We start from the raw sequence: 12,957 nt of genomic DNA on the forward strand, positions 1-12,957 counted from the left end.
CGGGGGAAGATGGGGAAGCCGGGCATCGGCCCGCTCCCGCCGCCGACGAAGGAGACAGACGTGTCCACGGTTGACAGCTTCGGTGCCAAGAGCACCCTGACGGTCGGCAGCACCGACTACGAGATCTTCCGCATCAGCACCGTCGAGGGGCATCAGAAGCTCCCGTTCAGCCTGAAGGTGCTGCTCGAGAACCTGCTTCGCACCGAAGACGGCGCGAACGTGACGAAAGCGCAGATCGAGGCGCTCGGCGCGTGGGATGCCGACGCCGAGCCGAACACCGAGATCCAGTTCACGCCGGCGCGCGTCGTCATGCAGGACTTCACCGGTGTGCCCTGCATCGTGGACCTCGCCACGATGCGCGAGGCTGTCGAGACCCTGGGCGGTGACCCCAAGCGGATCAATCCGCTGTCGCCCGCCGAGATGGTCATCGACCACTCCGTCATCGCCGACCTCTTCGGCACCGAGAACGCCCTCGAGCGCAACGTCGAGATCGAGTACGAGCGCAACGGCGAGCGGTACCAGTTCCTTCGCTGGGGCCAGACCGCCTTCGACGACTTCAAGGTCGTCCCGCCCGGCACCGGCATCGTCCACCAGGTGAACATCGAGCACCTCGCCAAGGTGATCTACGACCGCACCGTCGACGGCGTGCTGCGTGCGTATCCCGACACCTGCGTCGGGACCGACTCGCACACCACGATGGTCAACGGCCTGGGCGTGCTCGGCTGGGGCGTGGGCGGCATCGAGGCCGAGGCCGCGATGCTCGGCCAGCCGGTCTCCATGCTCATCCCGCGCGTCGTCGGATTCAAGCTCTCGGGCAGCATCCCGACCGGTGTCACCGCGACGGACGTGGTGCTCACGATCACCGACATGCTGCGCCAGCACGGCGTGGTCGGCAAGTTCGTCGAGTTCTACGGCGAAGGCGTCGCCTCCGTCCCGCTCGCGAACCGCGCGACCATCGGCAACATGAGCCCCGAGTTCGGCTCGACCGCCGCGATCTTCCCCATCGACGACGTCACGATCGACTACCTGCGCCTGACGGGCCGCAGCGAGCAGAGCCTGGCTCTGGTCGAGGCGTACGCCAAGGAGCAGCGCCTGTGGCACGACCCGGCGGTGGAGCCGGTGTTCAGCGAATACATGGAACTGGACCTGTCGACGGTGGTTCCCTCCATTGCGGGGCCCAAGCGCCCGCAGGACCGCATCCGGCTCTCCGACGCCAAGGCGCAGTTCGAGAGGGACATCGTCAACTACGCCGACGCGTCCGAGTCGACCTCGATCGTCGACCTCGAGTCCAAGCACTCGTTCCCCGCATCCGACCCGGGCGCCGTACCCGGGGATGAGGAGCCCGTCACTCGGACGGTCCACATCGCGAGTGGAGGACCGGCCGCGGCATCCAAGCCGGTCACGGTGGAGCCCGCCGACGGCAGTCCTTACATCATCGACAACGGCGCCGTCACGATCGCCGCGATCACCTCGTGCACGAACACCTCGAACCCGTCGGTCATGCTGGCCGCCGGCCTGCTCGCCCGCAACGCGGTGAAGAAGGGACTCAAGGCCAAGCCGTGGGTGAAGACCACTCTCGCGCCGGGTTCCAAGGTGGTCACCGACTACTACGAGAAGGCAGGACTGACCAAGGACCTGGAGGACCTCGGGTTCTACACGGTGGGGTACGGCTGCACCACGTGCATCGGCAACTCGGGACCGCTCATCGAAGAGGTCTCGGCAGCCGTCCAGCAGAACGACCTCGCCGTGACGGCCGTGCTCTCGGGCAACCGCAACTTCGAGGGGCGCATCAACCCCGACGTGAAGATGAACTACCTCGCCAGCCCGCCCCTGGTGATCGCGTACTCCCTCGCCGGCTCGATGCACTTCGACTTCGAGACCGACCCGCTGGGCAAGGACCAGGACGGCAACGACGTCTTCTTGAAGGACATCTGGCCCGACGCCGCCGAGGTGCAGGCCACCATCGACTCGTCCATCAGCGAGGACATGTTCACCAAGCAGTACGCCACCGTGTTCGAGGGCGACGACCGCTGGAAGAACCTGCCGACCCCGACGGGCGACGTCTTCGAATGGGACGAGTCCTCGACGTACGTCCGCAAGCCCCCGTACTTCGACGGCATGACCATGGAGCTCACGCCGGTGTCGAACATCCAGGGCGCTCGCGTGCTGGCCGCGCTCGGCGACTCGGTCACCACCGACCACATCTCGCCGGCCGGCAACATCAAGGCGGGCACCCCGGCCGCGCAGTACCTCACCGAGCACGGCGTCGCGCAGAAGGACTTCAACTCCTACGGCTCGCGCCGCGGCAACCATGAGGTCATGATCCGGGGCACCTTCGCGAACATCCGGCTGAAGAACGAGCTCGTCGCCGCCGTCAACGACGGTCAGATCGTCGAGGGCGGCTACACCCGCGACTTCACGCAGGCGGACGGACCGCAGTCGTTCATCTACGACGCCAGCCAGAACTATCAGGCGCAGGACACTCCGCTCGTGATTTTCGGAGGCAAGGAGTACGGCTCGGGCTCGTCCCGCGACTGGGCGGCCAAGGGCACCAGTCTGCTGGGCGTAAAGGCCGTCATCACCGAGAGCTTCGAGCGCATCCACCGCTCGAACCTCATCGGGATGGGCGTCGTGCCGCTGCAGTTCCCGGCCGGCCAGACCTGGAAGTCGCTGGGCCTGGACGGCACCGAGATCGTCTCGATCGAGGGCCTGGACGAGCTGAACGAGGGTGTCACGCCCAAGACCGTCAAGGTGACCGCCGAGCCGAGCGAGTTCTCGGCCGAGGGCAAGCAGACCGTCACCTTCGACGCGGTCGTGCGCATCGACACGCCCGGTGAGGCGGACTACTACCGCAACGGCGGCATCCTGCAGTACGTGCTGCGCTCGCTGGTCTGACAGCGGTTTCACGGGGACCGGATGCCGCGGCATCCGGTCCCCGTCCGTGTCCCGGGTAGACTTGCAGGGCCCTCCTGGGCCGGGAAAGGAGCGGGAATGCCGCTGCTGTCGTCCATCGCCGGACCACGTGACCTCGATGCTCTCAGCCTCGACCAGCTGGAACAGCTCGCGGACGAGATCCGCGGATTCCTGGTCGAGAACGTCGCGCGCACCGGGGGCCACCTCGGACCCAATCTGGGTGTCGTCGAGCTCACGATCGCGCTGCATCGGGTGTTCGATTCGCCGTCGGATCCCTTCATCTTCGACACCGGACATCAGTCGTATGTGCACAAGCTGCTCACCGGGCGACAGGACTTCACCCGTCTCCGTGCCCGGGGCGGTCTGGCCGGCTATCCGCAGCGCTCCGAGAGCCCGCACGACGTCGTCGAGTCCTCCCACGCGTCGAGCTCGCTGAGCTGGGCCGACGGGGTCTCGCGTGCCCTCACCCGCACCGGTCGCAGAGACCGCCACGTCATCGCGGTCGTCGGCGACGGCGCGCTGACGGGGGGAATGACGTGGGAGGCGCTCAACAACATCTCCGACGACAACGACCGCAACCTCGTCATCGTCGTCAACGACAACGGGCGCTCCTATGCGCCGACGATCGGCGGAATGGCGCGCTATCTGAACCGGGTGCGCACCGCGGACTCGTATCGCACCCTCCACCGCGGCTCCGACACGCTGTTCCGCAAGCTCGGTCCCGCCGCGCGGGCGGTCTACCGCGGCGTTCGCGGGGGGACGCACGGCTTCCTGTCGCGCTTCACGAACAACGCGGCCCTCTACTCCAACCTCGACATCAAGTACCTGGGTCCTGTCGACGGACACGACCTGCCGACGCTCATCGAGACGCTCGAGCTCGCGAAGGAGTACGGCGCGCCGGTGATCGTCCACGCGATCACCGAGAAGGGTCGCGGCTACGGACCCGCCCTGGAAGACGAGGCCGATCAGTTCCACGCCGTCGGCAAGATCGACCCGCTCACGGGCGTGGCGCTCGGCGGCCCCGGCGACACGACGTGGACCGACGTCTTCGCCGACGAGCTGGTCGCCGTGGGCGAGGAGCGCGACGATGTCATCGCGATGACCGCCGCAATGCTGCGACCCACTGGCCTGCTCCCGTTCGCTCAGCGCTTCCCGGATCGCGTCTACGACGTCGGCATCGCCGAGCAGCACGCCGTGGCCTCGGCCGCGGGTCTGGCGTTCGGCGGTCTTCATCCGGTCGTCGCGATCTACGCGACGTTCATGAACCGCGCCTTCGACCAGGTGCTGATGGATGTCGGCCTCCATCGTGCGGGTGTGACGTTCGTCCTGGACCGTGCCGGCGTTACCGGCCCCGACGGCCCCAGCCATCACGGCATCTGGGATCTTGCGATGCTGCAGATCGTCCCGAACATCCGCATCGCCGTGCCTCGGGACGGCGAGCGGCTGCGTGAGGAGCTGCGCGAAGCGGTCGCCGTCGACGATGCTCCGACGGTGGTGCGGTTCCCCAAGGCGACTCTCGGCGCGGAGCTTCCCGCGATCGAGCGTCTCGACGACGGCGTCGACGTCCTGGTGCGGTCCGAGGCCCACGACGTGCTGCTGGTCGGCATCGGACCCATGGCGCACACCGCGGTGGACGTGGCGCAGCGCCTGCGCGCCCAGGGCATCGGCGCGACGGTCGTCGACCCGCGATGGGTGATCCCGGTGCAGCCGTCGATCGTCGAGCTCGCGGCATCCCATCGCCTCGTCATCACGATCGAGGACGGCATCCGCGTCGGAGGCATCGGCACCCGTGTGCGTCAAGTGCTGCGCGAGGCGGGGGTCGACACCGCCGTCGACGAGCTCGGCGTTCCCGATGCGTTCATCGATCATGCGACCCGGGACCAGATCATGGAGGACGCCGGCCTGCTGCCCGCCAAGATCGCGCAGGACGTGGTCGCCCAGGTGCTCGGCACGCGGATCCCCGTGGCGCGCGGAGCGGCCCCCGGCGACGTCTCGACGCTCGACGACCTCGCCCGGGCCCGCGAGTCCCGCGACTGACCGCCGGGCGGGACGCCGAAAGGGCACATCCTCACCATGAGGATGTGCCCTTTCGCCGATCGCTGCGGCGGACTACGCCTTGATGCCCCTGATGGCCGGGTGGTGGAAGGTGTCGCCGAAGACGCGCTCCGACGCTCCCTCGCGGTCGAGGTACGGCGATGCTCCGCCGTCGATGAAGGGCCAGCCGGCGCCGAGGATCAGGCAGAGGTCGATGTCCTGCACCTCGGGCACCACGCCTTCGTCGAGCATGATCCGGATCTCCTGCGCCAGGCCGTCCTGCACGCGGCGCAGGATCTCGGCGGCGGGGGTCGGCGTCTTGCCGACCGCGGGCCTGAGGGTCTTCTCCGCCGCCTTGGTCCATCCCGTTACGCGACCGCCCTTGTCCTTCTCGACGACCTCGGGCAGCTCGGCAAGGGCGTGGAAGTTGTCGTTGGCGTAGAACCGGTCGGGGAAGGCGCCCACCATCGTGTCCTGCACGTGGGCCGCGACCTTCCAGCCGACGAGATCGATCAGCTGGAACGGTCCCATCGGCAGCCCGAGGGGAGCGAACGCCTTCTCGACGTCGGCCACCGGCGTGCCCTCGTACACGGCTCGGGCGGCCTCGCCCATCACTTTCGCGAGCAGCCGGTTCACGACGAAGCCCGGAGCGTCGGCCGTGAGCACCGCGTTCTTGCCGAGGTTCTTGGCCACGACGAACGCGGTGGAGAGCGCGGCATCCGCCGTGTGCGGCGTCTTGACGATCTCGATCAGCGGCATCACCGCCACCGGATTGAAGAAGTGGAAGCCGACCAGGCGCTCGGGGTGTGCGAGCGTGGCGCCGATCTCCTCGACCGACAGCGATGAGGTGTTCGTCGCGAGGATCGCGTCCTCGGCCACGATCTTCTCGATCTCGCCGAAGACCTGCTGCTTGACGCCGACCTCCTCGAAGACCGCCTCGATCACGAAATCGCAGTCCGCGTAGAGGCTCTTGTCGGTCGTGCCGGTCACCAGGGCTCGCAGCTGGTTGGCGGTGTCGCCGTCGAGGCGTCCCTTCGCCTCGAGCTTGCCGATCTCTTCGTGGATGTAGGCGACGCCCTTGTCGACGCGAGCCTGGTCGAGGTCGGTGATGAGGACGGGCACCCGGAGCTTGCGCACGAACAGCAGCGCGAACTGAGAGGCCATGAGGCCTGCGCCGATGATGCCGACCTTGGCGACCTTCTTGGCGAGCGCCTTGTCCGGCGCGCCCACCGGACGCTTGGCCCGCTTCTGCACCAGATCGAAGGCGTACATCGATGCGGCGAACTGGTCGCCTGCCACGAGCTCGGCCAGCGCCTCGTCCTCGCGCGCGAAGCCCTCGGCTCGCGTACCGCCCCTCGCCTTGTCGAGCAGCTCGAGCGCCGCGTACGGGGAGCGCGGCATGGTGCCGATCTTCGACTCGAGCATGCCGCGCGCCATCTTGATCGCGACGGGCCACTTGACGGCGCGCTCGATCTTGCCGGGCTCGTTCCTGCGGTCCACCTTCACGCGTCCGCTGAGCACGCGGTCGGCCCACCCGAGGGACTCCTCGAGATAGTTCGCCGCCGGGAAGATCGCATCGACGATGCCGTAGTCGAAGGCCTGCTGCGGCTTGAGCATCCGGTTCTGCTTGAGCGGGTTGGAGACCACGACCTCGAGCGCGTTCTCGATCCCGATCAGGTTCGGCAGCAGGTAGGCCCCGCCCCAGCCGGGGATGATGCCGAGGAACACCTCGGGCAGCGCGATGGCGGCGGCCGAGGCATCCACCGTCCGATATGTCGAGTTGAGCGCGATCTCGAGCCCGCCGCCGAGGGCGAGTCCGTTGACGAAGGCGAAGGACGGCACTCCGAGGTCGGACAGCTTGCCCAGCACGTGGTGGCCGAGCTGGGCGATCAGGCGGGCGTGGTCTTTCGAGCCCACCTTCGAGATGTCGGAGAGATCGGCGCCGGCGGCCAGGATGTACTGCTTGCCGGTGATGCCGACCGCCTGGATCTCGCCCTTGCCGGCGCGGGTACGGAGGGTGTCGAGCGTCTCTCCGAGCTCGGTGAGGGTCGCCGGCCCCAGTGTGTTCGGGCGGGTGTGGTCCCGGCCGTTGTCGAGCGTGATGAGAGCGAGCACCTTGCCGGAGGCGAGGCGGATGTCGCGCACGCGGGAGTGCGTGATCACCTCGCCCTCCGTCAGGGCCTGAATGGGGGAGAAGTCGATCTGTTCGTAGTTCGTCATTCCAGCCGGCCCCTACTTCTTCCGCTTGCCGTCGTAGTGCGGGTTCTCCCAGATGACCGATCCGCCCTGCCCGAGTCCCACGCACATCGCGGTGAGGCCGTAGCGGACGTCCGGGCGCTCAGCGAACTGCGCGGCGAGCTGGATCATGAGGCGCACGCCGGACGCGGCGAGCGGGTGGCCCACCGCGATCGCGCCGCCCCACTGGTTGACGCGAGGGTCGTCGTCGGCGATCCCGAAGTGGTCCAGCAGCGAGATGACCTGGATGGCGAAGGCCTCGTTGAGCTCGAACAGCGCGATGTCGTCGATCTTCAAGCCGGCCTTCCTCAGCGCCTTCTCGGTCGCCGGGATCGGCCCGATGCCCATGATCTCGGGCTGGACGCCCGCGAACGCGAACGAGACGAGCCTCATCTTCGGCGCGAGCCCGAGCTCCTTGACGGCTGCGCCGCCGGCCAGCAGCGACATCGTCGCTCCGTCGGTGAGGGGCGAGGAGGTGCCGGCCGTGACACGGCCGTGCGGACGGAAGGGCGTCTTGAGGCCCGCCAGGTCTTCCATCGTCGTCTGGGGGCGACGTCCCTCGTCCTCGGTGGCAAGACCCCACGCGCCTTCGGCGTCCTTGACCGCGACCGGCACCAGGTCGGGCTGGATCTTGCCGGTGTCATAGGCGGCCTGCAGCTTGTGCTGGCTCAGCATGCCGAACCGGTCGGAGCGCTCCTTGGTCAGATGCGGGAAGCGGTCGAAGATGCGCTCGGCGGTGACGCCCATGTTGAGCGCGCCGGGGTCGACCATCTTCTCCGCGACGAACCGCGGGTTGGGGTCCGCATTGGCACCGATCGGGTGGTGGCCCATGTGCTCCACACCGCCGGCCAGCGCGACGTCGTACATGCCGACTCCGATGGACGCGGCCATCGTCGTGACGCTCGTCATGGCGCCCGCGCACATGCGGTCGATCGCGAACCCGGGGACGCTCTGCGGCAGCCCGGCCAGGATCGCGACGCTCCGGCCCAGGGTCAGGCCCTGGTCGCCGGTCTGCGAGGTCGCGGCGATCGCGACGTCGTCGATGCGGTCCCGGGGAACGTCGGCGTTGCGCTCCATCAGGCCGATCGTCGCCTTGACGGCAAGATCGTCCGCTCGGGTGTTCCAGTACATGCCTTTCTCGCCGGCGCGCCCGAACGGGGTGCGCATTCCATCGACGAAGAAGACGTCCGAAATCTCGGCCACTCTGCCTCCAAAAATAGGGATGACGTCAGCCTAGGAGCGGCCGCTGGCCGCTGAGAATCGGGTGGCGGAAACCTACGAAGCCGTTTCCGACGCGGTCGCGGGCTCTTGCACGGATCCCACAAAGGCATCGGCAATAGGCTGTGCAGTCTGCTCAATCTGCCAGCGGCGCGCGCCGAGCGTTTCCAGGGCATCGCCGACGGATGCCGCGGTCAGCGGTTCCGGCGGAGACCAGGCGACGCGACGCAGCAGGTCGGGCGTCAGCAGGTTCTCGGTCGGCATGCCGAGCTCCTGGGCACGCTGCTCCACCACAGGGCGCGCCGCCTTGAGCCGCGCGTCGGCCTCCGGGTTGCGGTCGCTCCATGCCCGAGGCGGGGGGAGGGAGTCTCCGCCGCCGCCGCGCTCCAGGGGGAGCGGATCAGCTGCCCGCCCGGCCTCGATCGCGGCCCACCAGCGATCCAGCTGCGATCGGCTGGCGCGTCCGGTGAAGTCCTTGACAGCCGCCAGGGCGCTCTTGGACGCGGGATCGGCCAGCACCGCGGCGACGAGCGCCCGATCGGGTACGAGGCGCCCCGGCGCCACGTCCTGCTCCTGCGCGAACTCCTCGCGTGCCGTCCACAGCGCGCGGGCGACGGCAAGCGCCCGCCGGCCGCGGACCGTATGCAGCCCGCTCAGCCGGCGCCACGGCTCTTCGCGGACGGGCTTGGGCTCGCGCTCGAGGACCGCCAGGAACTCCTGTGCGGCGAATTCGGTCTTGCCCTGCTCTGCGAGCTCGTCGGCGAGCTTGTCTCGGACGTCCACGAGGTGCTCGACATCCAACGCGGCGTACTCGAGCCAGGCCTGGGGCAGCGGGCGGGTCGACCAGTCGGAGGCGGAGTGCGCCTTGGCGAGCGAGATGCCGAGGGTGTCCTCGACGACGGCGCCGAGACCGACCCGCTCGTGTCCGAGCAGCCGGGCGGCGAGCTCGGTGTCGAAGATCTTCGCCGGCCGGAGTCCGAGCTCGCGCAGCGAGGGCAGGTCTTGGCTGGCGGCATGCAGAACCCACTCCGCGTCGCCGATCGCGTCCTGCAGCGCGGTGAAGTCGCCGATGGGCGGCGGGTCGAACAAGAAAAGGCCCGCGCCACGCCGGAACACCTGTACGAGGTAGGCGCGCTGGGAGTAGCGGAAGCCGGACGCGCGTTCCACGTCGACGGCCACGGGGCCGCTCCCTCCGGCGAGCACGCGAGCTGCTTCGACAGCACCTTCGAGCTCGTCGATGACGACGTAATCAACCACGCGTCGACCTGCGAGAATCCAGCATCGCAATCCCTTCAGAGCCCGGCGGTAGCCCGGCCAGCATGCACACCAACTCTGCCCATGCTTCCACGTGCGGAGCGATCGCGCCTTCCGGCGACCAGGATGCGCGCAGTTCTATCTGCGCGCCGTCGCCCTCGGCCGCCAGGGATCCGAAGCCCTTCGAGAGAGTCTTGGTGGCGGTTCCGGATGCCGAGTGATAGCTCGCCCGGCGCGAGTCCAGGGCGTCGGTCAGCCATGACCACGCCACGTCGGCGAGCAGGGGGTCGACGCCGATGTCTGGTTCCAGCGGCGCCTGCGCGAAGCAGACGATCCGCCACGGGCCGTTCCACGGAGCCGGCTCGTCGGCGTCGTACAGAAGGATCAGCCGCCCGGTGCCGTAGGGCGAGTCCAGGCCGTCCGGTTCCTCCTCTGCGCGCACGTCGCCCGCGATCGCAAGGGCGTGCGGAGCGATGCCGGTGGGTGCGGGGATCTCGCGCACGGTGAGGTCGTCGCGGAACGACATGGCGCGCACATCGTCGGCCGCTTGCGCGAACGAGGACGGCGCCGCCGGAGGACGATGCTCAGCCACGCGGACAGACTAGGCTGAGGCCTCGATGGTCGACTCCAGGCGCGCCGCGATGCCCGGCGCATCTCCCGCTCTCGTGGCCGGAGTGAGAGCGGCGCTCGCGGTGCTGAGCCTCGCCCTCGCCGGCGTGCTCGGCCTCCTCGCAGCGGGATCGGTGCGCATGGCGCGCCGAGTGGTCACCCCGGCGCGGCGCGTGCCCGACACGCGCATCCTCTCGCTCGACACGGCGGCGCAGACGATCACGCTCGCGCGCACCCCCGACACCGAGCTGCCCGGGCGGTACGGGCTCTTCACGAGCGGGACCGCCGACTACATCAAGCTCGGCTCGGTGCTCTCGGAGGACGAGGTCAGTGTCAAGCGCAAGCTGCTGACGCACGTCGGGTCCGATGCCCGGCTCGCACCGGAGGCGGCGTTCAGCGGCTGGTACTACGACACACCTGAACAGCTGCATCTGCCGTACACTCCCGAGCTGATCGGCTCGACGGTAGGACCGTGCCCGGCGTGGCTGTTTCCCGCCGGCGACGGCGACACGTGGGTGGTCCAGGTTCACGGACGGGGAACGACGCGCGCCGAGTGCCTGCGGGCGGTCCCGGTGTTCCACGGACTCGGCATCACCACCCTCGTGGTCTCGTATCGCAACGACGGCGAGGCTCCCCGCAGCCGGAGCGGCGCCTACACCCTGGGTGCGACCGAATGGCGGGATGTCGACGCGGCGGTCGGCTTCGCCCGCCGGCGCGGCGCACGACGCGTGATCGTCATGGGATGGTCGATGGGCGGCGCGATCGCGCTGCAGCTCTCGCTCAACTCCGCCCACGGCGATTCGATCGCCGGCCTGATCCTGGAGTCGCCCGTCGTGGACTGGCGGATCGTCCTGGACTATCAGGCTCGTGCCATGCGCGTCCCGCCGGCAGTGAGCGGACTCGCGATCGAGGCGCTGAAGACCGAGTGGGCCTCACCCCTGACGCGGTCCGGGGGAGCGATCCCGTTCGACCGCCTCGACGTCGTGGCGCGCGCGGCCGAGCTGCGGCATCCGGTCCTCATCCTCCACAGCGACGACGACGGCTTCGTGCCCTCGGACGCCTCGCACGACCTCGCCGTGGCACGACCGGACCTCGTCGACCTGAACGTCTTCGAAGTGGCGCGTCACACCAAGCTCTGGAACTACGACCAGGGCCGCTGGAGCGACAGCATCCGCTCCTGGCTGGCCGCTCAGGGCCTTGTCGAGCCTGCGGCGAGCACCGACCGCTGACGAGCCTCAGCCGGCGCTCGTCGCGCTTGCGCGCTTGGCGCTCACCTGCCGCTTGGCGCGGAGCAGCATGCCGGTCATGCCTGAGATGCGCAGGGGCGACACCACGCGCGTCAGGCCGATGCTCTGCGGGAAGTCGGACGGGATGGAGAGCACCTCGTCGGCGCTGAGGCCGGTGATGCCCTGCGCGAGGATGCTCGCGAATCCCCGTGTCGTGGGCGCCTCGGGCGGCGCCGTGGCGTGCATCGCCACCGTGTCGTCGGGGTCGACATCGATCACGATGAAGACGGGGGACTGGCACTCCGCCACCCGCTCGTACAGCTCGGGGTGGTCCTCGTACTCGGCCGGCACCGGCGGCAGCTCCTGCGAGAACTCCAGCAGCAGCTGCAGGCGATCGGACTCGGGGAGCGCGAGGAACTCGTCGCGGATCTCGGCGAGGCTTTCAGGCAGATCGGCGTCGGTCATCGCTCACCGCCCCTGCTGCACGGAGCCGGGCTCGGAGCCGGCCACGATCGGCACGCGCACGGCACTGCCCCACTCCGTCCACGAGCCGTCGTAGTTGCGCACGTCGCCGAAACCGAGCAGGTGCCGGAGCACGAACCAGGTGTGACTGGACCGCTCGCCGATGCGGCAGTACGCGACGATCGAGTCGTCGTCGCGCAGTCCGATCTCGTCGCGGTAGATGGCGTCCAGCTCGGCGCGCGTCTTGAAGCCGCCGTCCGCGCCGACCGCGCGCGCCCAGGGCACGCTCTGCGCGGTGGGGATGTGGCCGGCGCGCAAGGCGCTCTCCTCCGGATACGCGGGCGCCGTCGTGCGGGACCCGTCGTACTCCTCGGGCGAGCGCACGTCGATGAGCGGTCCGGCGCCGAGGTGAGCGAGCACGTCTTTCTTGTAGGCGCGCAGCGCCGAGTCGTCCCGCTCCACCACGGGATAGTCGGTCGGCACGGGCGAGGACGCGTCGGTGGTGAGCGGGCGCCCCTCCGCGATCCACTTGTCGCGCCCGCCGTCGAGCAGCCGAACGTCCTCGTGCCCGAACAGCGAGAAGACCCACAGCGCGTAGGCCGCCCACCAGTTGCTCTTGTCTCCGTAGAGCACGACGGTGTCGTCTCGGGAGATGCCCTTGGCGCTGAGGAGCTTCGCGAATCCCTCGCCATCGACGTAGTCGCGCACCACCGGATCGTTGAGCTCGGTGTGCCAGTCGACCTTGACGGCGCCGGGGATGTGGCCGGTCTCGTACAGGAGGACGTCCTCGTCCGACTCCACGACGACCAGGCCCGGCCGGCCCAGCCGGCTCTCCAGCCATTCACCGGTCACGAGCCGCCCGGGCTCGGCGTACTCGGCGAACTTCTCGGACGACGTGTCGGTCTCGACGGACATGATTGCTCCTCGGGTCGGGGGCGTTGGGCGACGACTAAGGTTGAACCGCCTCCTCCGACGATAGATTCCCCGGCGAGGCCCCACGCACTTC

9 protein-coding genes are annotated in these 12,957 nt (G+C 69.1%); 3 read left to right on the plus strand and 6 right to left on the minus strand.

What is annotated here, in order from left to right; all coding sequences use genetic code 11:
- The first annotated feature begins 60 nt into the window (after positions 1-60).
- Positions 61-2,895, plus strand: coding sequence for an aconitate hydratase (locus tag WYM_RS09670; protein WP_026059705.1), 2,835 nt, complete (start codon positions 61-63; stop codon positions 2,893-2,895).
- Between the two features lie 96 nt (positions 2,896-2,991).
- Positions 2,992-4,950, plus strand: coding sequence for a 1-deoxy-D-xylulose-5-phosphate synthase (dxs, locus tag WYM_RS09675; RefSeq protein WP_019180635.1), 1,959 nt, complete (start codon positions 2,992-2,994; stop codon positions 4,948-4,950).
- 72 nt (positions 4,951-5,022) lie between these two features.
- Here dxs and WYM_RS09680 read toward each other — a convergent pair whose 3' ends face one another.
- The 4 genes from WYM_RS09680 to WYM_RS09695 form a co-directional block, all read right to left on the minus strand.
- The gene (locus WYM_RS09680) at positions 5,023-7,167 is read right to left on the minus strand and encodes a 3-hydroxyacyl-CoA dehydrogenase NAD-binding domain-containing protein (protein ID WP_019180636.1); all 2,145 of its coding nucleotides are present in this window, start codon (positions 7,165-7,167) and stop codon (positions 5,023-5,025) included.
- Positions 7,168-7,179: 12 nt separating this feature from the next.
- Complete coding sequence (locus WYM_RS09685; RefSeq protein WP_019180637.1) at positions 7,180-8,385, minus strand: thiolase family protein; 1,206 nt, start codon at positions 8,383-8,385, stop codon at positions 7,180-7,182.
- Positions 8,386-8,457: 72 nt separating this feature from the next.
- On the minus strand, positions 8,458-9,657 hold the full coding sequence (locus WYM_RS09690; protein WP_019180638.1) for a ribonuclease D: 1,200 nt from the start codon (positions 9,655-9,657) through the stop codon (positions 8,458-8,460).
- Entirely contained in the window at positions 9,650-10,246 is a 597-nt protein-coding gene (locus WYM_RS09695) for a DUF3000 domain-containing protein (protein WP_019180639.1), read from the minus strand. Before WYM_RS09695 ends, WYM_RS09690 begins: the two co-directional genes overlap by 8 nt.
- 25 nt (positions 10,247-10,271) lie before the next feature.
- Between WYM_RS09695 and WYM_RS09700 the strand changes: the two genes are divergently transcribed.
- Positions 10,272-11,492, plus strand: a complete 1,221-nt coding sequence (locus WYM_RS09700) for an alpha/beta hydrolase family protein (protein ID WP_019180640.1) — start codon at positions 10,272-10,274, stop codon at positions 11,490-11,492.
- A 6-nt stretch (positions 11,493-11,498) separates the two neighbouring features.
- Here the strand turns inward: WYM_RS09700 and WYM_RS09705 are convergent, their stop codons facing one another.
- Complete coding sequence (locus tag WYM_RS09705; protein ID WP_019180641.1) at positions 11,499-11,954, minus strand: SufE family protein; 456 nt, start codon at positions 11,952-11,954, stop codon at positions 11,499-11,501.
- Positions 11,955-11,957: 3 nt separating this feature from the next.
- Entirely contained in the window at positions 11,958-12,866 is a 909-nt protein-coding gene (locus WYM_RS09710) for a sulfurtransferase (RefSeq protein ID WP_019180642.1), read from the minus strand.
- Between the last annotated feature and the right edge of the window lie 91 nt (positions 12,867-12,957).

Origin of the sequence: Microbacterium yannicii PS01, assembly GCF_000304335.1 — a bacterium.
Taxonomy (GTDB): Bacteria; Actinomycetota; Actinomycetes; order Actinomycetales; family Microbacteriaceae; genus Microbacterium; species Microbacterium yannicii_A.